The sequence below is a fragment of the Burkholderia sp. Bp9004 genome (assembly GCF_003858025.1).
In the GTDB taxonomy this organism is placed as follows: domain Bacteria; phylum Pseudomonadota; class Gammaproteobacteria; order Burkholderiales; family Burkholderiaceae; genus Burkholderia; species Burkholderia diffusa.
The window spans coordinates 139,393-158,590 of record NZ_QTQD01000008.1 but is presented as its reverse complement, the minus strand read 5'-3'; the positions used below and the strand labels follow the sequence as shown (position 1 = coordinate 158,590).

General features: G+C 66.7%; 24 protein-coding genes. 5 read left to right on the top strand and 19 right to left on the bottom strand.

Annotated elements, in window-relative coordinates:
* Positions 1 to 17: 17 nt before the first annotated feature.
* Entirely contained in the window at positions 18 to 1,586 is a 1,569-nt protein-coding gene (locus DIE08_RS12100; RefSeq protein WP_124902024.1) for a methyl-accepting chemotaxis protein, read from the bottom strand.
* Between the two features lie 200 nt (positions 1,587 to 1,786).
* Between DIE08_RS12100 and DIE08_RS12095 the strand changes: the two genes are divergently transcribed.
* A complete protein-coding gene (locus DIE08_RS12095) occupies positions 1,787 to 2,077 on the top strand; it encodes a YciI family protein (protein ID WP_044848209.1) in 291 nt (96 codons plus the stop codon).
* A 149-nt stretch (positions 2,078 to 2,226) separates the two neighbouring features.
* Here DIE08_RS12095 and DIE08_RS12090 read toward each other — a convergent pair whose 3' ends face one another.
* The 5 genes from DIE08_RS12090 to DIE08_RS12070 are packed head-to-tail and all read right to left on the bottom strand — an operon-like array spanning position 2,227 to position 6,309.
* A complete protein-coding gene (locus tag DIE08_RS12090) occupies positions 2,227 to 2,844 on the bottom strand; it encodes an SCO family protein (RefSeq protein WP_059526197.1) in 618 nt (205 codons plus the stop codon).
* Between the two features lie 18 nt (positions 2,845 to 2,862).
* Positions 2,863 to 3,765, bottom strand: a complete 903-nt coding sequence (gene cyoE / locus DIE08_RS12085; protein WP_006477738.1) for a heme o synthase — start codon at positions 3,763 to 3,765, stop codon at positions 2,863 to 2,865.
* 8 nt (positions 3,766 to 3,773) lie between these two features.
* Positions 3,774 to 4,886, bottom strand: a complete 1,113-nt coding sequence (locus DIE08_RS12080) for a heme A synthase (RefSeq protein ID WP_124902023.1) — start codon at positions 4,884 to 4,886, stop codon at positions 3,774 to 3,776.
* 25 nt (positions 4,887 to 4,911) lie between these two features.
* Positions 4,912 to 5,538, bottom strand: a complete 627-nt coding sequence (locus DIE08_RS12075; protein ID WP_124902022.1) for a cytochrome C oxidase subunit I — start codon at positions 5,536 to 5,538, stop codon at positions 4,912 to 4,914.
* A 60-nt stretch (positions 5,539 to 5,598) separates the two neighbouring features.
* The gene (locus DIE08_RS12070) at positions 5,599 to 6,309 is read right to left on the bottom strand and encodes an SURF1 family protein (protein ID WP_059599899.1); all 711 of its coding nucleotides are present in this window, start codon (positions 6,307 to 6,309) and stop codon (positions 5,599 to 5,601) included.
* Positions 6,310 to 6,393: 84 nt separating this feature from the next.
* Here DIE08_RS12070 and DIE08_RS12065 point away from each other — a divergent pair, with 84 nt between their 5' ends.
* Positions 6,394 to 6,603 (top strand): twin transmembrane helix small protein, encoded by a 210-nt coding sequence (locus DIE08_RS12065; protein ID WP_059599872.1) that lies wholly within the window; start codon positions 6,394 to 6,396, stop codon positions 6,601 to 6,603.
* Positions 6,604 to 6,798: 195 nt separating this feature from the next.
* Here the strand turns inward: DIE08_RS12065 and DIE08_RS12060 are convergent, their stop codons facing one another.
* The 8 genes from DIE08_RS12060 to DIE08_RS12030 all read right to left on the bottom strand — a co-directional run bounded on the left by DIE08_RS12060 (position 6,799) and on the right by DIE08_RS12030 (position 13,855).
* Positions 6,799 to 7,656, bottom strand: coding sequence for a cytochrome c oxidase subunit 3 (locus DIE08_RS12060; protein WP_059464449.1), 858 nt, complete (start codon positions 7,654 to 7,656; stop codon positions 6,799 to 6,801).
* 139 nt (positions 7,657 to 7,795) lie between these two features.
* On the bottom strand, positions 7,796 to 7,996 hold the full coding sequence (locus DIE08_RS12055) for a DUF2970 domain-containing protein (RefSeq protein ID WP_059599870.1): 201 nt from the start codon (positions 7,994 to 7,996) through the stop codon (positions 7,796 to 7,798).
* Between the two features lie 16 nt (positions 7,997 to 8,012).
* Positions 8,013 to 8,621, bottom strand: coding sequence for a cytochrome c oxidase assembly protein (locus tag DIE08_RS12050; RefSeq protein WP_124626339.1), 609 nt, complete (start codon positions 8,619 to 8,621; stop codon positions 8,013 to 8,015).
* A 35-nt stretch (positions 8,622 to 8,656) separates the two neighbouring features.
* Positions 8,657 to 8,797, bottom strand: a complete 141-nt coding sequence (locus DIE08_RS35630) for a cytochrome oxidase small assembly protein (RefSeq protein WP_006760728.1) — start codon at positions 8,795 to 8,797, stop codon at positions 8,657 to 8,659.
* 80 nt (positions 8,798 to 8,877) lie between these two features.
* Positions 8,878 to 10,485 (bottom strand): cytochrome c oxidase subunit I, encoded by a 1,608-nt coding sequence (ctaD, locus tag DIE08_RS12045; protein WP_059599869.1) that lies wholly within the window; start codon positions 10,483 to 10,485, stop codon positions 8,878 to 8,880.
* 43 nt (positions 10,486 to 10,528) lie between these two features.
* Positions 10,529 to 12,112, bottom strand: a complete 1,584-nt coding sequence (coxB, locus tag DIE08_RS12040) for a cytochrome c oxidase subunit II (RefSeq protein ID WP_124626341.1) — start codon at positions 12,110 to 12,112, stop codon at positions 10,529 to 10,531.
* Positions 12,113 to 12,169: 57 nt separating this feature from the next.
* The gene (locus tag DIE08_RS12035; protein ID WP_059599867.1) at positions 12,170 to 12,694 is read right to left on the bottom strand and encodes a DUF2244 domain-containing protein; all 525 of its coding nucleotides are present in this window, start codon (positions 12,692 to 12,694) and stop codon (positions 12,170 to 12,172) included.
* A gap of 195 nt (positions 12,695 to 12,889) precedes the next feature.
* On the bottom strand, positions 12,890 to 13,855 hold the full coding sequence (locus DIE08_RS12030; protein ID WP_124902021.1) for a methyltransferase domain-containing protein: 966 nt from the start codon (positions 13,853 to 13,855) through the stop codon (positions 12,890 to 12,892).
* Positions 13,856 to 13,939: 84 nt separating this feature from the next.
* On the opposite strand from DIE08_RS12030, the gene DIE08_RS12025 reads away from it, so the two are divergent.
* A complete protein-coding gene (locus DIE08_RS12025; protein ID WP_124902020.1) occupies positions 13,940 to 14,752 on the top strand; it encodes a ComF family protein in 813 nt (270 codons plus the stop codon).
* 107 nt (positions 14,753 to 14,859) lie between these two features.
* Positions 14,860 to 15,330, top strand: a complete 471-nt coding sequence (gene trmL / locus DIE08_RS12020; RefSeq protein WP_059599864.1) for a tRNA (uridine(34)/cytosine(34)/5-carboxymethylaminomethyluridine(34)-2'-O)-methyltransferase TrmL — start codon at positions 14,860 to 14,862, stop codon at positions 15,328 to 15,330.
* A 40-nt stretch (positions 15,331 to 15,370) separates the two neighbouring features.
* Here the strand turns inward: trmL and DIE08_RS12015 are convergent, their stop codons facing one another.
* The 5 genes from DIE08_RS12015 to DIE08_RS11995 form a co-directional block, all read right to left on the bottom strand.
* The gene (locus tag DIE08_RS12015; protein WP_124626346.1) at positions 15,371 to 15,895 is read right to left on the bottom strand and encodes an O-acetyl-ADP-ribose deacetylase; all 525 of its coding nucleotides are present in this window, start codon (positions 15,893 to 15,895) and stop codon (positions 15,371 to 15,373) included.
* 105 nt (positions 15,896 to 16,000) lie between these two features.
* Positions 16,001 to 16,999 carry an NAD(P)H-dependent glycerol-3-phosphate dehydrogenase gene (locus DIE08_RS12010; RefSeq protein ID WP_124902019.1) on the bottom strand — a complete coding sequence of 333 codons (999 nt, stop codon included), beginning with the start codon at positions 16,997 to 16,999 and terminating at the stop codon, positions 16,001 to 16,003.
* Positions 17,000 to 17,025: 26 nt separating this feature from the next.
* Positions 17,026 to 17,508 carry a protein-export chaperone SecB gene (secB, locus tag DIE08_RS12005; protein WP_059681636.1) on the bottom strand — a complete coding sequence of 161 codons (483 nt, stop codon included), beginning with the start codon at positions 17,506 to 17,508 and terminating at the stop codon, positions 17,026 to 17,028.
* 107 nt (positions 17,509 to 17,615) lie between these two features.
* A complete protein-coding gene (grxC, locus tag DIE08_RS12000) occupies positions 17,616 to 17,876 on the bottom strand; it encodes a glutaredoxin 3 (protein ID WP_012364773.1) in 261 nt (86 codons plus the stop codon).
* Entirely contained in the window at positions 17,873 to 18,295 is a 423-nt protein-coding gene (locus tag DIE08_RS11995; RefSeq protein ID WP_059599861.1) for a rhodanese-like domain-containing protein, read from the bottom strand. Before DIE08_RS11995 ends, grxC begins: the two co-directional genes overlap by 4 nt.
* A 134-nt stretch (positions 18,296 to 18,429) precedes the next feature.
* Between DIE08_RS11995 and gpmA the strand changes: the two genes are divergently transcribed.
* Positions 18,430 to 19,176, top strand: a complete 747-nt coding sequence (gene gpmA, locus DIE08_RS11990; RefSeq protein WP_124902018.1) for a 2,3-diphosphoglycerate-dependent phosphoglycerate mutase — start codon at positions 18,430 to 18,432, stop codon at positions 19,174 to 19,176.
* Positions 19,177 to 19,198: the final 22 nt, after the last annotated feature.

The window sequence follows — 19,198 nt, the reverse complement described above, 5'->3', positions numbered from 1 at the left end:
CAGGCCGTTAGTTGCGTTCAATGCACGCGGCCACCGGCATCGGCGACCCGGAACGCGCTGATCGCGTCGCGCAGCCGGCCGGCCTGCTCCTGCAGCGACGCCGCGGCCGCGCTGGCCTCCTCGACGAGCGCCGCGTTCTGCTGCGTGACCTGATCCATCTGTGTGACCGCGCGCCCAACCTGCGTAATGCCGCTCGCCTGCTCTTCGGACGCCGCCGCGATCTCGCCCATGATGTCGGTCACGCGCGCGACCGCCTGCAGGATCTCGCCCATCGTCGTGCCGGCCTGGCCGACCAGCGTCGAGCCGTTACGCACGCGCTCGACCGAATCGACGATCAGTTGGCGGATCTCCTTCGCAGCCGTCGCGCTGCGCTGCGCGAGCGAACGCACCTCGCCCGCGACCACCGCGAAGCCGCGCCCCTGCTCGCCGGCCCGCGCTGCCTCGACCGCCGCGTTCAGCGCGAGGATGTTGGTCTGGAACGCAATGCCCTCGATCACGCCGATGATGTCGGCGATCTTGCGCGAGCTGTCGTCGATCTCGCCCATCGTTCCGATCACGCGACTGACGACGTCGTTGCCCGCCCGCGCGATCTCCGATGCATTGTTCGCGAGCCCGCTCGCCTGCCGCGCGTTGTCGGCGTTCTGCTTCACCGTCGCGGTCAGCTGCTCCATGCTCGCGGCCGTTTCCTCGAGCGACGCGGCCTGCTCCTCCGTGCGCTGCGACAGGTCGTCGTTGCCGGACGCGATCTCGCGGCTCGCCGACGCAATCGACTCGGCCGACTGGCGGATTCCGCCGATCGTCGCCTGCAGGCGCGCCTGCATGTCGCGCATCGCCGCCATCATGCTCGTGTCGTCGCCTGCGCGCACCGGCACCGGCCGCGTGAGGTCGCCCTGCGCGATGCGGGTCGCCAGCGCGGCCGCTTCGTCCGGCTCGCCGCCAAGGCTGCCGCGCACGTTGCGGATGATCACGAGCATCGCCGCGCTGATCGCGAAGCCGATCGCGAACACGACCGCGAGGTGGCCGAACAGCGTCCGGTAGTAGACGGTATCGATGTCCTTGAGGAACACGCCGCTCGAGATGTTCCAGTCCCACGGCGCGAAGCGCGTGACGTAGCTGATCTTCGGCACCGCGGTCTCGCTGTGCGGCAGCCGCCCGCGATACTCGGCGAAGCCGCTGCCGGTCGCCTTCGCGGCGTTCAGGATCGTGACGAACAGCGGCTTGCCGTCCGGGTCGAGATAGTCGCCGACCTGCGTGCCGACAAGTTTCGGCAGCGTCGGGTGCATCAGCACGACGGGTTTCGAATCCATCACGAACACATAGCCCGACTCGCCGTAGCGCATCGCGGCCACGCTCGCGAGCGCGTCGCGCTTCGCGTCGGCCTCGGACAGCGTGCCGCTCTGCGCGAGCGCGTGATATGCGCTGACGATGCCGGCCGCCGAGTCGACCAGGTTGGCGATGCCTGCCTTGCGTTCGGCGAGCATCGTCGCGCGCGTCTCGTATGCGCTCCATGCGCCGACGCCGAGCAAGCCGATCCATACCAGCGCAAGCGCGAGCCACAGCTTGCGATTCAAACTCATTCTGCTCATCTGCGTGCCTTGTTGTCGAAGTCGATGCCCGCGATACGCGCGAACGGCCGGTCGCGCGCAAACGGTTGCCTCCGTATTTACGGCAACGAGACTTACAACTTGAATACACGCACGACGGCCGGCACGACACGGGACAGCCGCTGTGCTAAAAAGACCGGCTGACCGGCACACGACGCGCCGGCGACATTCCAGGGCCATCCATGTACGTCATCGACATCCACTACAACGCGTCGCTCGAGCGCATCGACGATGCGCTCGAACGCCATCGTGCGTATCTGCAGCCGCTGTTCGAGCGCGGCATCTTCATCGCAGCGGGGCCGAAGGTGCCGCGCGAAGGCGGCGTGATCCTCGCGGCCCGCATCGACCGCGACGAACTGGACGCGATCCTCGAGACCGATCCGTTCGTGACCGAAGGGCTCGCGACGTATCGCGTGACGGAATTCCGGATCACGCGTGCCGCGCAGGGCTTCAACGTGCCGGCACTGCCGTAACGCGCCGGCGCGCGAATGTGCGCACGCACGCCGCCTCGCGAGGCGGCGCATGCAGATCGAGGGGAAACAGGAAGAATGCGTGACGGCGCATCGCGGCCGTCACGCGTTTCGCCGGGCGAACGCCCGCGCGAACATGCGGCGCGCGCCGCTCAGTCGACCAGCAGCTTCAGGTCGTGAACCCACGGGCCGGGGCCCTGGCCGTCGCGCACGAACAGGCGCAGCTTGCCGTCGCGGTCGAACACGTAGCTCGCGGCGGTGTGATCCATCGTGTAGCTGCCGGGCGTCTTGCCGGGCACCTTCGCGTAGTACACGCGGAAATCCTTCGCGACCTTCTTGAGCGCCGCTTCGTCGGCCGGCCGCAGGCCGATGAACGACGGATCGAACGCGGGCACGTACTGGCCGAGCAGCGCCGGCGTGTCGCGCTCCGGATCGACGGTGACGAACAGCACCTGCACGCGCTTCGCGGCATCGGGCCCGAGCTGCTTCAGTGCTTCAGACAGCTCGGCCATCGTCGTCGGGCACACGTCCGGGCAGTGCGTATAGCCGAAGAACATCACGACCGCACGGCCCTTGAAGTCGGCGAGCGTGCGCACCTTGCCCGTCGTGTCGGGCAGCGAGAAATCGCTGCCGAACTGCGTGTTGCCGGTGATGTCGAGATTCTGGAACTTCGGCGCGTTGTCGCAGCCGGCGAGCAGCGTGGCTGCCGCGAATGCGCACGCGAGCATCCAGCCTTGGCGCGCGCGGCGCCCGAACCATGAATGGAGCATTGCGTTCAAACCGTGCGGTTACACGCCGAGCAGCGGGCGTGCATAGTGATCGACGAGCAGCGCGGCGAACAGCAGCGACAGATAGACGATCGAGTAGCGGAAAGCCTTGCGGGCGAGTTCATCCGAATAGTCGCGGTGGATCTTCCAGGCATACGCGAGGAACACCGCGCCGAGCAGCACCGCGCTCGTCAGGTAGACGGCCCCGCTCATCCCCGAGATGAACGGCATCAGCGTGACCGCGAACAGGATCACCGTGTACAGCAGGATGTGCAGCCGCGTGAATTTCTCGCCGTGCGTGACGGGCAGCATCGGCAGGCCCGCGTTTTCATAATCCTTGCGGCGATACAGCGCGAGCACCCAGAAATGCGGCGGCGTCCACACGAAGATGATCAGCACGAGGATCCAAGCATCGCCGGGCACCGCGCCGGTGACCGCGGCCCAGCCGAGCGCCGGCGGCATCGCGCCCGATGCGCCGCCGATCACGATGTTCTGCGGCGTCATCGGCTTGAGCAGCAGCGTGTAGATCACCGCGTAGCCGACGAAGGTGGCGATCGTCAGCCACATCGTCAGCGGGTTCGTGAACGTATAGAGCGTCCATGCGCCGACACTGCCGAGCACGGCCGAGAACAGCAGGATCTGCGGGGTCGTGATCTCGCCGCGCGCGGAAGGACGCCATGCGGTGCGCCGCATCATCGCGTCGATCTTCTGTTCGACGAGGCAGTTGATCGCGAACGCCGCGCCGGCCAGCAGCCAGATGCCGACGGTGCCGCCGATCAGCACATGCCACGGCACCATGCCCGGCGTCGCGAGAAACATGCCGATCACCGCACAGAACACCGCAAGCTGCGTGACACGCGGCTTCGTCAGCGCCATGTACTGAGAAAACCGGCTACCGGGCGATTGGGAAAGGGTGCTTTGCATGGGGGCGGTCACGCCGGGGCGGCGTCGCGCGCGTGCTGCGCGACACGGCCGGGGCGGCTTGAAAGGATGCGAAAGTTTAACATGACGACGAGCAGCAGCAGGATCGCGGCGCCGCCGTTGTGCGCGACGGCGACCGGCAGCGGCCACTGCAGCACGATGTTGGTCAGGCCCGTCAGGAACTGCAGCAGGACCACCAGCAGCACGCCGTTCGCGGGCCGGCGCAGCGACTCGAAGCGGCGCATCTTGAGCGCGAACGCGACCAGGAACGCGACCACGACGAACGCGAACGTGCGGTGCGTCCAGTGGATCGCGACCAGCGCGTCCTGCGTGATCGCGTCGCCATCCTTCGTCATGCCGAGCGCGCGCCACAGATGGAAGCCCTGCTCGAAATTCATCGGCGGAATCCACTGACCGTTGCAGGTGGGGAAGTCGGTACACGCGAGCACCGCGTAGTTGGTGCTCACCCAGCCGCCGAGCGCGATCTGCACGACCAGCAGCACCAGCGCCGCGAGCGCGGCCGCGCGGTAGCGGCCGGCCTCCGGGTCATGCGACGGCAGCGGCGTCTGCCGCGCCGCGAGCCAGCCGAGCGTGCCGAGCAGCGTGAGGCCGAGCAGCAGGTGCGTCGTGACGATCACCGGCTGCAGCTTCATCGTGACCGTCCACGCGCCGAACACGCCCTGCACGACGATCAGCAGCAAGAGGCTCGTCGGCCACCACGGCGACACGTGCAGCGGGCGGCGGCGCAACCGCGCGGACCACGCAATCACGACCTGGGCGATGATCAGCACGCCGATCGCCATCGCGAAATAACGGTGGATCATCTCGATCCACGCCTTCGTCATGCTGACGGGGCCGGTCGGCATCGCCTGGTGCGCGGCCGTGATCGCGGCGTGCGCGATGAACGGCGACGACGTGCCGTAGCAGCCGGGCCAGTCCGGGCAGCCGAGGCCCGAATCGGTCAGCCGCGTGAAGCCGCCGAACATCACGAGGTCGAGGGTCAGGAACGTGGTGATCCACACCAGCTTGCGGAACTTGTCGTCGTCGGCCTTGACCCACACGTACGACAGCGGCAGCAGCGCGATGCAGAGGCCGATCAGGCCGAGTTGCAGTAGATACGACATTGAATGGTTGCCTCGTCGTCTCGCCTTAGCCGATGCTCGACCACTTCAGCAGCTTCGTGACGTCCGCCTTGATCTTGCTGGGATTCGGGTCCTTCGGGAAACGCATCATCAGGTTGCCGTTCGGATCGACCATGTAGATGTGGTCGCTGTCCCTGGTGCCGGCGTCTGCCGGCAGCCACGCGGCGACCGCGGCCGGATCGGCGACCAGCCGGCGCGTGTCCGGATAGGCCTCCAGCACCTTCGGCGGGACCGCGCCCGCATCGCTGCGCAGCCATACCATCGTGATCCGGTGCCGCTCGCCCGCCTGCGTGACGCGGACCTGGCGCATGAAGTAGAGCTTTTGCGCGCAGGCGTCATCGCACGCGCTGCGATCGGTCATCACGAACAGCCACACGCCGCGCAGCGACGACAGCGGCACCGTCTTGCCGGTTTCGTCGGTCACCTGCAGGTCGGCCGGGATCGGCCGCTGCGGCTCGATCAGCGTGCCGTAGTTGGTCGAGCCGCCCTTCGGCTTGATCACGTAATAGGTGAAGTACGACGCGATGATCGGTGCTGCGCACACGAGACCCAGCAGCACGAGCATCCAGCGGCCGCGCTTGCGGGCCGCGGGCGAAATCGGCGCTGCGGCCGGACCCCGACGGGAAGATTGCATGGACAAATCAGACCTCTCGAAACGAACCCGCGGCGCGTGCGCCGCGTCCTGGCATGGCGCTCACGCGCCGGCCGATTTCTTCGCCGCACGCCGCGCGGCGTACAGGCCGAAACCGAGCGCGGCAGCCGCCATGGCCCACCACTGAAACATGTAACCGTAATTGCGCTCGACGCCGGTCGTCGCCGCCGGCCAGTCGCGCACGAGCTTGTCGCCGTCGTCGCTCGTCTGCTGGATCACGAACGGCTGTAGCGGCAGCCCCGTTTCCTTCGCATACGCGGCGACGTCCAGGTTCTGCCGGATCTTCTGGTGCGCGGCCGAGCCGCCTTCGCCAAGCTCGAACGCGCGCGACGCATCGGCGCGCGCGATGCCTTCGATCTCGATGTCGCCATCCGGTGTCGAAAACGGCTCGATCGCCGTGCGATCGGCGATGTTGCGCGGCAGCCAGCCGCGGTTCACCAGCACGACGCCGCCGCCCGAGAGTTTAAACGGCATCACGACGTAAAAACCCGGCTGGTCGTTATACGGCCGATTGTCGAGGAACACCGCTTGCTCCGGCAGGAAGCGACCCCTGGCCCGCACGCGATGGAACTCGATCGACGCGAGCGGAATCGGCTGCGCACCGACGTCGACGGGCACCGCGTGCTCGTAGCGCACGATGCTCGCCTGCAGCGCCTCCTTCTGATGCGCACGGTCGCGCTGCCAGAACCCGAGGCGAATCGTGACCGCGACGATGGCGAGTATCAGCAGCGCAGGCAGCCAGCGGATCCTCATCGGGCCACCCGCGAGACGCATTCGCGAAAGCGAAGTGCGATAATTATCCTCTTCCTTTCGAATTGCCGTCGTCCGGTTCGCGTCATGCACATCCTCGTTCCCATCGCCTTCGTCCTCATCGTCGCCAGCATGGGCTCGGCGCTCTACTTCATGATGCAAGACCGCGGCCACACGAAACGCATGGTGTGGTCGCTTGCCACCCGCGTCGGGCTGTCGGTCTCGCTGTTCCTGTTCATCCTGTTCGCGAACTGGATGGGCTGGATCCATTCGACCGGCCTGCCGATCGGGCGTTGATGCATTCGTGCCGGCGGTCACCGTGACCGCCGCGACCGCTGTGACATTTCGCCGCACAACGGCACCACCAAGCAAAAGCGCCGCCTGACGAAGTCGCGGCGGCGCCGGGTTGGCGTTGAGCGCAGGCAACCAGCCGCTGCCCCGTCCCCGCCAATGAAAACGGCCCGCGCATCGCTGCGCGGGCCGTTCCTGCATTTACAGCCAGTAGACGACGACGTACAGGCCGAGCCAGACGACGTCGACGAAGTGCCAGTACCACGCGGCGCCTTCGAATGCGAAGTGGTGATCGGGCTTGAAGTGGCCGCGGATCATCCGCACCAGCACCACCGCGAGCATCGTGCCGCCGAGGAACACGTGGAAGCCGTGGAAACCCGTCAGCAGGAAGAACGTCGAGCCGTACACGCCCGAGTTCAGCGTCAGGTTCAGTTCGTTGTACGCGTGGTAGTACTCGAAGCCCTGCATGAACAGGAAGCAGACACCGAGCACGAGCGTCGCGGCCAGCCAGGCGATCGCCTTGTTGCGGTGGTCGTCGCGCAGCGCGTGGTGCGACACCGTCAGCGTCGCACCCGACGCCAGCAGGAATGCGGTGTTCAGCGTCGGGACCGGCCACGGGCCCATCGTCTTGAAGTGACCGGCAAGCGCGGCCGGGCCTTCGTTCGGCCACACGGCGGAGAAGTCCGGCCAGATCAGCTTGTAGTCGAGGCTGCCGAGCTGGTGCAGCGCGATTTCACGCGCATAGAACAGCGCGCCGAAGAATGCGCCGAAGAACATGACTTCGGAGAAGATGAACCAGCTCATGCTCCAGCGGTACGACTTGTCGACGTTCTTGCCGTAATGACCGCCTTCCGACTCGGCGATCGCGTCGCCGAACCAGTGATACAGCGTGAAGAGCAACCACAGCAGGCCAAGCAGCGCCGTGTACGGAGCCCAGTCGTGACCGTTGATCCACAGCGCCACCGACGCGAGCATGACCAGCAGGCCGATGGCCGCGCTGATCGGATGCTGCGACGGATGCGGCACGAAATAGTACGGGGTCTGGTTTTGACCGCTCATGCTTGATTCTCCACTTCAGTCCAATTTGTGTACCGGAAACCGCTCCGGCTTTATTTCTTGCACGGCGCGTGCCGCCGCCGCTCTTTCCCGCACGCAGCGCCCGGGCGCCACGCACTGCATTCTTTCGTGGCCGCGGGCCTCAACCCACGACCGCGCGCACGATCAGGATCAGCACGCCGATGAACACACCGGCCGCGATCAACGCGACGATCAGCACGTGCAGCGGATTGAGCTGCGTCGCGTCGGCCTCCAGGTCGCGCCGCTTGCGCACCCCGAAGAACGACCACAGCACCGCTTTCACCGCCTGGCCGAACGACCCGCTCCGCTTGGTCTCTGTCACCGCCCCGTCTCCGTCGTCATGCGTCCGGCTTCGCCGCGCCCTGCGCCGCCGTCTTGCGCGGTGCCGGCGCCGGCGTGGCCGGCGTGTTCAGCTCGAAGAACGTGTACGACAGCGTGATCGTCTTCACGTCCTTCGGCAGCTTCGGATCGATCACGAACACCACCGGCATCTTGCGCGACTCGTTCGCGGCCAGCGTCTGTTGCGTGAAGCAAAAACACTCGATCTTCTTGAAGAATTCCGTTGCCTGCTTCGGCGCGTAGCTCGGAATCGCCTGCGCCACCATCGGCCGGCCCTGCCCGTTGGTCACGTCGTACACGATCGTCGTCAGCTCGCCCGGATGCACGTCAAGGCTGTTGTGCTCCGGCTTGAACCCGAGCGGGCCGCGCGCATTCGCGTCGAACTCGACCGACACCGTGCGGCTGTAGTCGACCTGCGAGTTCTTCGCCTCGCGTTCGCTGACATCGCGCTGCACCAGGTTGTTGATGCCGGTGATCTGGCAAATCGCGCGATACATCGGAATCAGCGCGAAGCCGAAGCCGAACATCAGTCCGGCCACGACGAAGAGCTTCATCAGCATCGAACGATTGAACGCGCGATCGACGGCGCCCTCTTCCGGCTTCGACATACGACTACTTCCTCGCTACTGCGTCAGTTGCTGCATCAGTGAGTGGACAGCCACCACTGCTTGATCACGACACCCACAAAAAAAACGGCGGCGATGACGAGCAGGATGAGGCCGAGCCGCTTGTTGCCCGCGCGAATCTGCTCGGGCGTTCGTCTTTCTTGTGGATTCCGGTTCATCTGAAACTTCGCTGAAACTTCGATTCGGCGTCCGCCGCGCCTGCCCGCACGGCAGGCAGCGACGGAACGCCAAGTGAAACTTATTCGACGTGCGGCGGTTGCTCGAACGTGTGGAAGGGAGCCGGGCTCGGCACCGTCCACTCGAGGCCCGTCGCGCCATCCCACGGCTTGTCCGACGCCTTTTCCAGCTCGCCGCCGCCACGGTAGGCCGGCAGCGCGACCGCGAACAGGAAGTACACCTGCGCGAGGCCGAAGCCGAATGCACCGATCGTCGCCACCTGGTTGAAGTCCGTGAACTGCGCCGGGTAGTCCGCATAGCGGCGCGGCATGCCCGCGAGACCGACGAAGTGCATCGGGAAGAACGTCAGGTTGAAGAAGATCATCGACGCCCAGAAGTGGATCTTGCCGCGCGTCTCGTTGTACATCCAGCCCGTCCACTTCGGCGCCCAGTAGTACCAACCCGCGAACAGCGCGAACAGCGAACCGGCCACCAGCACGTAGTGGAAGTGCGCCACCACGAAGTAGGTGCCGTGATACTGGATGTCGAGCGGCGCCATCGCCAGCATCAGGCCCGTCAGACCGCCGAACGTGAACACGAACAGGAAGCCGATCGCGAACAGCATCGGGGTTTCGAACGTCATCGAGCCGCGCCACATCGTCGCGAGCCAGTTGAACACCTTCACACCCGTCGGCACGGCGATCAGCATCGTCGCGTACATGAAGAACAGCTGGCCGGTGACCGGCATGCCCGTTGCGAACATGTGGTGCGCCCAGACCATGAACGACAGGATCGCGATCGAAGCCGTCGCGTACACCATCGAGCTATAGCCGAACAGCGTCTTGCGTGCGAACGCCGGGATCACCTGCGACACGATCCCGAACGCCGGCAGAATCATGATGTACACCTCGGGGTGGCCGAAGAACCAGAAGATGTGCTGGTACATCACCGGGTCGCCGCCGCCTGCCGCGTTGAAGAACGACGTGCCGAAGTGGCGGTCGAACAGCACCATCGTGATCGCGCCTGCCAGAACCGGCATCACGGCGATCAGCAGGTACGCGGTGATCAGCCAGGTCCATGCGAACATCGGCATCTTCATCAGCGTCATGCCCGGTGCGCGCATGTTCAGGATCGTCACGACGATGTTGATCCCGCCCATGATCGACGAAGCACCCATGATGTGGACCGCGAAGATCGCGAAGTCCATGCCCGGGCCCATCTGAGTCGACAGCGGTGCGTACAGCGTCCAGCCGGCGGCCGTCGCGCCGCCCGGCGCGAAGAACGAACCGACCAGCAGCACGGCCGCGACCGGCAGCAGCCAGAAGCTGAAGTTGTTCATCCGCGCGAACGCCATGTCGGATGCGCCGATCTGCAGCGGAATCATCCAGTTCGCGAAGCCGACGAACGCCGGCATGATCGCGCCGAACACCATGATCAGGCCGTGCATCGTCGTGAGTTCGTTGAAGAACTCCGGACGCATGATCTGCAGGCCCGGCTCGAACAGCTCGGCACGGATGGCGAGCGCCATCACGCCGCCCGACAGGAACATGATGAACGAGAACAGCAGGTACAGCGTACCGATGTCCTTGTGGTTGGTGGCGAACAGCCAGCGCCGCCAGCCGTGCGGGGCTTCGTGCGCGTGGTCGTCGTGCGCGTGGTCCGCGGCTACGTCGTGCCCGATGCTAGACATGAGAATCTCCTAATGCGAATACGTCGACTAACTCAGCGACACGTCAAGCCGCCGGCCCGATCTCGACACGCCGGGCTTCCTTGGCGTCAGCCCCGCCCGTGATCGTTTCCGGCTTTTTGAGAATAATGTGGTCTTCCGCCACGCCTGCTGCCTTCAGCGCGTCGCGCACGGCCTGTGCACGATGCTTGGCGAGTTCGGCATTCGCGTCGGCCGAGCCCGTCTTGTCGGTGAAACCCGACAGCGCGAGCTTCGCGTCCGGATGTGCCTTCGCATAGTCGGCCGCTGCAGCGATCGCCGCTTTCGCGTCGGCCGGCAGCACGCTCTTGCCCGTCTCGAAGTAGATCGTCGACAGCGCAGCCGATGCCGACGCTGCCTCCGCGCCCGACGCGGCTTGCGCCGGTGCCGAGGCCGCTTCGGCCGGGGCCGCCGCACCTGCCGCGTCTTCCGGCATCTTGCCGTTGCGCGCGTCAGCCACTTGCTTCGGCTGCAGCAGGTCGTTCTTGTGGTTGCCCCACGAATTGCGCTCGTACGTGATGACCGATGCGATGTCGAGGTCCGACAGCGATGCCCACGACGGCATTGCACCCTTGCCGTGCAGCACGCGCTCGACGTGACCTGCGATCGGGCCGTTCACGATCTGGCTGCCGTCCATCGCCGGGAAGGCGCCGAGGCCCTTGCCGTTCACCTGGTGGCAGGCCGCGCAGTTCGCCTTGTAGACTTCCTCGCCGTGCGCGACGAGTTCGGCCATCGTGTAGACCTTGTTCGGATCGACCGAAGCGCTGGCCAGCTTGGCCTTCTGCGCGGTCACCCACTTCGCGTAGTCGTCGTCCGACAGCACCACGACCACGACCGGCATGAACGCGTGTTCCTTGCCGCACAGTTCGGTACAGAAGCCGCGGAACGTGCCGACCTTGTCGGCCTTGAACCACGTGTCGCGCACGAAGCCGGGGATCGCATCCTGCTTCACGCCGAACGCGGGCACGTACCACGAGTGAACGACGTCGTTCGCGGTCGTGATGATGCGGATCTTCTTGTTGACCGGCACGACGAGCGGGTTGTCGACTTCCTGCAGGTACGTCTCGGTGATCGGCTTCTTGCCCATCACTTCGTCACGCGGGGTGCTGAGCGTCGACAGGAAGCTGATGCCCTCGCCCGGGCCCTTCACGTAGTCGTAGCCCCACTTCCACTGGTAGCCGGTGACCTTGATCGTGAGATCGGCGTTGGTCGTGTCCTTCATCGCGACGACGGCCTTCGTGGCCGGCAGCGCCATCAGCACGACGATGATGAACGGCACGATCGTCCAGATGATTTCGACGGTCGTGCTTTCATGGAAATTGGCGGCCTTGTGGCCTTTGGATTTGCGATGCGCGAAGATCGAATAGAACATCACGCCGAACACGCCGACGAAGATCACCGTACACAGGATCAGCATCATCGTGTGGAGATCGTAGAGCTCCTCGGCGATCTTCGTGACAGGCGGCTGAAAATTGATTTCGTTGACGCGGGGGCCGCCCGGGCTATCACCGACCGCCAGAGCAGCGCCGGCAAAGAGCAATCCGCTGCATGCCAGCACGCCCGTGAGGGCTCGCTTGATTGTTTTCATAGCATCCTTACCCAAAATTTCCATTCAAACCCCTCCCCCGTCGCAAGCCGCCGGCCCGTTCCGGCCGATGCCCGCGCCTCGTCAGCCGCAGCGCCTGAGCGACACGCGCAGTTCATCGGCGAACTGCGCCCGCTTGTGCTGCGCGAGATGCTGCCCAATTACGACGGTCTGCCCGCGCGATACGAGTCGAATCGGATCGCGTGGCGTCGCCCCCGGCTCGACCCGCACCCAGCGCGGGTTGAATTCGATCTGCGTGAACCGCTCCGCATCCATCCGCTCGATCACGAGCCGGTGCGGAAACAGCCTGATGCGCTCGTAATCGACCGCATGACGGGCGTAGACCGCAAACGCGACGCCTACCGCCAGCAATTCGATTCCGGTGAAGGGCATGACGAGCCAGGCCCCCCGCCACATCAGCAATGCCGCGATCACCAGCGAGAAGCCCGCGAGCGACGCGTAAAACAGCACGAACTGGCGCGGCGACACCGAACAGTTACGTTTCATGAGCCAGTCTTCGAGGACCGGCTCACCGTTCGTCGTCTCCGCCAAAACCCTCGCTGCTTCCATCGCCGCCTCACGCGAATGGCATGCGATGCATGCCTGCATCGGACTCGTCGGCCCGTATTGCGGGGACCCCGGGACGACAAGCTGACGCATTATAGGCGGGTTCAATGGCATCCACAAGCAAGCGGCTATCGGCCCGCGAGCCAAGCGCCACAAGCTTCCCGGCCGTTTTTCACGTCAATTCGACCCCGCTTTGCGCCGCTAATTTCGGGCATAACAAAACCCCTCTTTACCGCTTTACCGATTCTTCGGACGCCCCTTTCCGATATCTTCGATGCGCACGATCCCGTGCCCCTCGGCGGTCGTGCGCGGCACGGCCTTCCACGCGTGGCCGTAGATCACTTCGAACGTCAGGGCAATCGTGCCATCCGCGCGCCGGCGCGCTTCCAGCGCATCGCCGAGCGCCGCGCGAAAGCGCCGCGCCGCACGCTGCGGCACCGCGCGGTCGAACGGATAGGCGCCCCAGCGGCGCACGTCGGCCAGCAGGGAATCGGGCGTCTTGTACGTCACGGTCAGCACTTCCTGGTCCATCACCGGAATCTCGAAGCCGCTTTCGACGAGCATGTCGCCGAGGTCGTGCATGTCGACGAAATCGACGACGCGCGCGGCGGGCGGCGCGATGCCGAGCGCCGCTTCGGCGTCCGTGCAGGCCGCGCGCAGTTCGCGCAGCGTGTCGGGGCCGAGCGTGCTGAACATCAGCAGGCCGTTCACCCGCAGCACGCGCTGCCATTCAGGAAATACCGCATCGGGACGCGAATGCCAGTGCAGCGCGAGATTCGACCAGATCAGGTCGAACGCGCCGGCCGCGAACGGCAGCATCGAGAAGTCGGCCTGCGCGACGCGCGGGCCGCGCTGGCCCAGCGCCCGGCCGAGCGACGCGGGCAGCCAGCGGCGCCAGCTCGTCTGCTCGACCTCGCGGTGACCCGCCCGCGCGAGCATCGCGCCGGACAGGTCGACACCGAACACCGGCGCTTCGGGAAAGCGCGCGCGCAGTGCCGGCAGGTCGTCGCCCGGACCGCAGCCCGCGTCGAGCACGGCCGCGGGGCTCACCTTGATGTATTCGAGACGCTCGTTCATCCGCTGCGCGATCTCTCGCGGCAGGAACGCGACCGCGTCGAACGCGGCGGCGCGGCGATCGAAGATCCGCCGCAAACGCCGGGCGTCATTGGCCGGACGGCCGGTTGAAGTCGAAGCTGGGGACATGTCAGGCACACTGGCGAAGAGCCCGAAGTATACTCGCTCGCCTCGCGGCCTTCAGCGAGACGGGGGTCGCCAGGAGTGTTCGCAATGGATCGCCGTTTCGCCCCGCGCCCGATGCGCGTCGTTTTGTCGCAGGTTCGTGCGCTAGCCGTGCGCGTCGTCGCGCTCGCGTTGCCGAATCGGTGCGCACTGTGCGGCAATTTGTCACATACGGTGATTTGCAGCGCCTGCGACGCAGCGTACTGGAACGAAGCGCGGCTGCGCTGCGACGTCTGCGCGGTGCCGCTGGGCGTCGGGCAGCCGCGGCTGCGCGAAGCGCGCGGCCGGCACGGTGGTGCCGCTTCCGCATCCGCGTACCGGTGCGACGCATGCTGCGCGACGCCGCCGCCGTTCGATGCGACGCTCGCGCTCGCCGATTACCGCGCGCCGCTCAACGGGCTCGCGCGCGGCCTGAAGTTTCATGCGCGGCTCGCGCTGGGTGCGGAATTCGCGGCCCGGCTCGCGCAGCGGATCGAAGACACGGACGCGATGCGCGCCGCCGGCGGCTTCGACGTGATCGCACCGGTGCCGCTGTCGCGCGGACGGCTCGTCGCGCGCGGCTACAACCAGGCGTGGGCGATCGCGCGGCCGCTCGCGCGCCGGCTCGACGTGCGCGCCGACGCGGCACTGCTTGCACGCGTGACCGAAACCGCGCCGCAGTCGCGGCTCGACCGGCGTGCGCGGCGCGACAACGTGCAGGCAGCGTTCGCAGCGGCGGGCGACCTCACCGGCTGCCACGTGGCGCTCGTCGACGACGTGATGACGTCCGGTGCGACGCTCGCGGCAGCCGCGAGTGCATTGAAGGCGGCGGGTGCCGCGCGCGTGACGAATCTGGTTGCGCTGCGCACCGCCAGGGATTAATTAGTTAGAGAGGCCGGCCGCCCGCACGCGGCGACGGTCGTCACGAACCGGCCTGCCGGGACGGAATGCACGCTGCTCCGCCCCGGTCGGCCCAGCCAGACCCAACCATGTTCAACGTCGTCCTCGTCGCCCCCGAAATTCCGCCGAACACCGGCAACGTGATCCGCCTGTGCGCCAATACCGGCGCGCGTCTGCATCTGATCGAGCCGCTCGGCTTTCCGCTCGACGACGCGAAGATGCGTCGCGCGGGCCTCGACTATCACGAGTACGCGGAAATGCGCGTGCACCGCGACTGGGACGCGTTCGTCGCCACCGAAGCGCCCGATACCGCGCGAATGTTCGCGTTCACGACGCGCGGCTCGGGCCGCTTCCACGACCATGCGTTCGTGCCCGGCGACTGGTTCGTGTTCGGCTCCGAGACGCGCGGCCTGCCGGCCGAATTGCTGGAACGCTTCCCGAACGAACAGCGCGTACGCCTGCCGATGCGGCCGGGCAACCGCAGCCTGAACCTGTCGAACACGGTGGCCGTGGTCGTGTTCGAGGCGTGGCGTCAGGCCGGTTTCGAAGGCGGCGCCTGACGCGCGCCCGGCCCGAACCGCACCGCGCGGCCGGGCAGCGCTAGCTGCGCGCGAGCCGCGCGCGATACAGGTCGTAGATGTCGGATGAAAAACACGCGAATATCACGCGTGCGAGGTTCGGCGCCTGCGGCAGCATTTCGGCGACCGTGCCGACGGCGATCTCGACGGCCTCCTCGGCTGGATAGCGGTACACGCCGCAACTGATCGCCGGGAAGGCGATCGAGGTCGCCGCCACCTCCTCGGCCAGCTCTATCACGCGCCGGTAGCATGCCGCGAGCAGCTCGGGCTCGCCGCGCCCGCCGCCGTGCCACACCGGGCCGACTGCATGAATCACATACTTCGCCGGCAACCCGTGGCCACGCGTGAGCTTCGCGTCGCCGGTCTCACAGCCGCCGAGCGTGCGGCACTCGGCCAGGAGGCCCGGGCCGGCCGCGCGATGGATCGCGCCGTCGACCCCGCCACCGCCGAGCAGCGAACCGTTCGCGGCGTTGACGATCGCGTCGACGTCGAGCGTCGTGATGTCGACGAGTTGCGCGTCGAACGTGGTGGAACCGATCTGCAGCATGACACCCTCCCGAAACGCCGGAGACAGTTCAAGCGTAGTGCGCTTTGGCGCGGCCCGCTTTGCGCGAGCGCGCCCGGCCGCAATAATCGGTGAGATTCGTCCGTGCTATTCGGCGCGCGCGTCGCGCCGCAGCAGGCCGCTGACCGCATCGCGCGGTGCGACGCCGTCGAACAGCACGCCGCACACGGCTTCGGTGATCGGCATTTCGATCGCTTGCGCGCGCGCGAGCGCGAGCACGGCCTGCGCGCAGCGCACGCCTTCGGCCACATGGCCGAGCGCGCCGAGGATGTCGTTCAGCGAGCGGCCAGCCGCCAGTTGCAGGCCGACCGTGCGATTGCGCGACAGGTCGCCCGTCGCGGTGAGGATCAGGTCGCCGAGGCCCGTGAGGCCCGTGAAGGTTTCAGCACGGCCGCCGAGCGCGACGCCGAGCCGCGACATTTCGGCGAGGCCGCGCGTGACCAGCGCGGCGCGCGCGTTCAGCCCGAGCCCGAGGCCGTCGGAGATGCCGGTCGCGATCGCCAGCACGTTCTTCACCGCGCCGCCAACCTCGACGCCGATCACGTCGTCACCCGTGTAGATCCGCATCGCGCCGTGATGAAACGCGGCGAGCGTGCGCTCGCGGCATTCGGCGGAGGTGCTTGCGACCGTCAGCGCGACGGGCAGCGCGAGCCCGACCTCGCGGGCGAAGCTCGGCCCCGACAGCACGCCGTTGCTGTGCTGCTCCGGCAGCTCGGCCGCGATCACCTGATGCGGCAGCAGGTGCGTGTCGGCCTCGAAGCCCTTGCAGACCCACACGATGTGCGCAGGCACGCAGCCTGCGTCGCGCATCGCGCCGAACAGCGCGCGCAGCCCGGCCACGGGCGCGGCGATCACGCACAGCGCGTCGTCCGCGGCGCCGTGCGCGAGCGCGGCGCCGAGATCGGCGTCGTAGCGCAGCGCATCGGGCAGCGCGATGCCGTCCAGATAGCGGGAATTTTCGTGCCGGGCCTGCAGCCCGGCGATCAGCGCAGCGTCGCGCGCCCAGAGAAGCGTATCGTGCCGCGCGGCCAGATGGCCCGCGAGCGCGGTGCCCCAGGCACCGGCGCCGAGAACGGCTACTTTCATACCCAGCACCGGTCCGGAGTGAAACGTCAGTTCAGCGTCGTGCCGTTCGGTGCGCCTGCTGCACCGGCCTGCTGCTGCTGAAGCTGCGCGAGACGCTGCTCGTACAGCGCCTGGAAGTTGATTTCCGCCAGGTGGATCGGCGGGAAGCCCGCACGCGTGATCGCGTCGGCGATGTTCGAGCGCAGGTACGGGAACAGGATCGTCGGGCACGCGATGCCGACGAGCGGGTCGAGCTGTTCGTCCGGAATGTTGCGAATGTCGAAAATGCCGGCCTGCTTCGCTTCGATCAGGAACGCGACCTTGTCCTTCACCTTCGCGGTGACGGTACCCGACACGACGACCTCGAACACGCTTTCCGCGAGGCGGTCGGCCTTGACGTCGACTTCGACTTCAACCGACGGCATGTCCTGCTCGAGGAAGATCGCCGGCGAATTCGGCTGCTCGAGCGACATATCCTTCAGGTAGACGCGCTGGATGTTGAAGAACGGTTGGTTTTCGACGTCGGACATGGTGTTTCCCTAAAAGTGGTGACGGGGCGGCCCGGCTTCACGCCGGCCGCCTCGGTTGAATCCTGCGCGCTCGAGCCGCGGCGCGACCGGCGGCCATTCTGCCCTAATCAGGCCGCTTGCAGAAGCGGCAAGAGCCCGCCTTCGCGGTCGAGCTTCGACAGATCGTCGTAACCGCCGACATGCGTGTCGCCGATGTAGATCTGCGGCACCGTGCGACGGCCCGTGCGCGTCATCATTTCCTCACGGCGGGCCGGGTCGCGGTCGATCAGCACCTTCTCGATCTGCTCGACGCCGCGCAGCTTCAGCAGGCGCTCGGCCTGAATGCAATACGGACACACCTGCGTGCTGTACATCAAAACCTTGCTCACTTCGCCACTCCTTGTTTGACGACCGGCATCCCGGCCTGCTGCCAGGCGGCGACGCCGCCCTCGAGCACGTGCACCTCGGCATAGCCCGCCGCCTCGACCTCGCGCGCCGCCTTCTGCGACTGCTGGCCGTTCTGGCAGACGAGCAGCACGGGGGTGCTCTTGTTTTTCGCGACCTGCGCGATCTTCGCGCCGATCTCGCCGGCGGCGACCTGGCGCGCCGACGGCAGATGGCCGGCGGCGAAGTCGGACGCGGTACGCAGGTCGATCACGACCGCGTTGCGGCGATTGATGAGCTGCGTCGCCTCCGCGGCCGACAGGCCGCCGCGGCCGCGGCGCAGGGCCGGCCATGCGAGCAGGCCGCCGGAAACCACCAGGATCGCGATAAGGGCCAGGTTCGTGTAATTGGTAAAGAACGTCACGGAATGCCGCCGGAAAAAGAGAAATCGGAAAAGGACAATCCCGCCATTATAAAATAACCGTCTTGCGCGATGGCGGACCCGGACCGGGTACCGCGCGACGCGCCCCGCTTCCTTCACTACCGACCGCAAGATCCATGTACAAACTCGTTCTCATCCGCCACGGCGAATCGACGTGGAACAAGGAAAACCGCTTCACCGGCTGGGTCGACGTCGACCTGACCGAACAGGGTCGCAACGAGGCCTACCAGGCCGGCGAATTGCTCAAGGAGGCCGGCTACACGTTCGACATCGCGTACACGTCGGTGCTCAAGCGCGCGATCCGCACGCTGTGGCACGTGCAGGACAAGATGGACCTGATGTATCTGCCGGTCGTTCACTCGTGGCGCCTGAACGAGCGCCACTACGGCGCGCTGTCGGGCCTGAACAAGGCGGAAACGGCCGCCAAGTTCGGCGACGACCAGGTGCTCGTGTGGCGCCGCAGCTACGACACGCCGCCGCCGGCGCTCGACCCGACCGACGAGCGCGCGCCGTTCGACGACCCGCGCTACGCGAAGGTGCCGCGCGAGCAACTGCCGCTCACCGAGTGCCTGAAGGACACGGTCGCGCGCGTGCTGCCGCTGTGGAACGAATCGATCGCGCCGGCCGTCCGTGCGGGCAAGCAGGTGCTGATCGCCGCGCACGGCAACTCGCTGCGCGCGCTGATCAAGTACCTCGACGGCATCTCGGACAGCGATATCGTCGGCCTGAACATCCCGAACGGCGTGCCGCTCGTGTATGAACTCGACGAGAACCTGAAGCCGATCCAGCACTACTACCTGGGCGACCAGGACGCGATCGCGAAGGCTCAGGCCGCCGTCGCGAAGCAGGGCAAGGCGGGCTGATACCCGCGATGCCGGGCATGCC

Bases quoted from the DNA above. Each gene is read 5' to 3' on its own strand.
- DIE08_RS12100 (WP_124902024.1), bottom strand. From the start codon at position 1,586: ATGAGCAGAATGAGTTTGAATCGCAAGCTGTGGCTCGCGCTTGCGCTG.
- DIE08_RS12095 (WP_044848209.1), top strand. From the start codon at position 1,787: ATGTACGTCATCGACATCCACTACAACGCGTCGCTCGAGCGCATCGAC.
- DIE08_RS12090 (WP_059526197.1), bottom strand. From the start codon at position 2,844: ATGCTCCATTCATGGTTCGGGCGCCGCGCGCGCCAAGGCTGGATGCTC.
- cyoE (WP_006477738.1), bottom strand. From the start codon at position 3,765: ATGCAAAGCACCCTTTCCCAATCGCCCGGTAGCCGGTTTTCTCAGTAC.
- DIE08_RS12080 (WP_124902023.1), bottom strand. From the start codon at position 4,886: ATGTCGTATCTACTGCAACTCGGCCTGATCGGCCTCTGCATCGCGCTG.
- DIE08_RS12075 (WP_124902022.1), bottom strand. From the start codon at position 5,538: ATGCAATCTTCCCGTCGGGGTCCGGCCGCAGCGCCGATTTCGCCCGCG.
- DIE08_RS12070 (WP_059599899.1), bottom strand. From the start codon at position 6,309: ATGAGGATCCGCTGGCTGCCTGCGCTGCTGATACTCGCCATCGTCGCG.
- DIE08_RS12065 (WP_059599872.1), top strand. From the start codon at position 6,394: ATGCACATCCTCGTTCCCATCGCCTTCGTCCTCATCGTCGCCAGCATG.
- DIE08_RS12060 (WP_059464449.1), bottom strand. From the start codon at position 7,656: ATGAGCGGTCAAAACCAGACCCCGTACTATTTCGTGCCGCATCCGTCG.
- DIE08_RS12050 (WP_124626339.1), bottom strand. From the start codon at position 8,621: ATGTCGAAGCCGGAAGAGGGCGCCGTCGATCGCGCGTTCAATCGTTCG.
- DIE08_RS35630 (WP_006760728.1), bottom strand. From the start codon at position 8,797: ATGAACCGGAATCCACAAGAAAGACGAACGCCCGAGCAGATTCGCGCG.
- ctaD (WP_059599869.1), bottom strand. From the start codon at position 10,485: ATGTCTAGCATCGGGCACGACGTAGCCGCGGACCACGCGCACGACGAC.
- coxB (WP_124626341.1), bottom strand. From the start codon at position 12,112: ATGGAAATTTTGGGTAAGGATGCTATGAAAACAATCAAGCGAGCCCTC.
- DIE08_RS12035 (WP_059599867.1), bottom strand. From the start codon at position 12,694: ATGCAGGCATGCATCGCATGCCATTCGCGTGAGGCGGCGATGGAAGCA.
- DIE08_RS12030 (WP_124902021.1), bottom strand. From the start codon at position 13,855: ATGTCCCCAGCTTCGACTTCAACCGGCCGTCCGGCCAATGACGCCCGG.
- DIE08_RS12025 (WP_124902020.1), top strand. From the start codon at position 13,940: ATGGATCGCCGTTTCGCCCCGCGCCCGATGCGCGTCGTTTTGTCGCAG.
- trmL (WP_059599864.1), top strand. From the start codon at position 14,860: ATGTTCAACGTCGTCCTCGTCGCCCCCGAAATTCCGCCGAACACCGGC.
- DIE08_RS12015 (WP_124626346.1), bottom strand. From the start codon at position 15,895: ATGCTGCAGATCGGTTCCACCACGTTCGACGCGCAACTCGTCGACATC.
- DIE08_RS12010 (WP_124902019.1), bottom strand. From the start codon at position 16,999: ATGAAAGTAGCCGTTCTCGGCGCCGGTGCCTGGGGCACCGCGCTCGCG.
- secB (WP_059681636.1), bottom strand. From the start codon at position 17,508: ATGTCCGACGTCGAAAACCAACCGTTCTTCAACATCCAGCGCGTCTAC.
- gpmA (WP_124902018.1), top strand. From the start codon at position 18,430: ATGTACAAACTCGTTCTCATCCGCCACGGCGAATCGACGTGGAACAAG.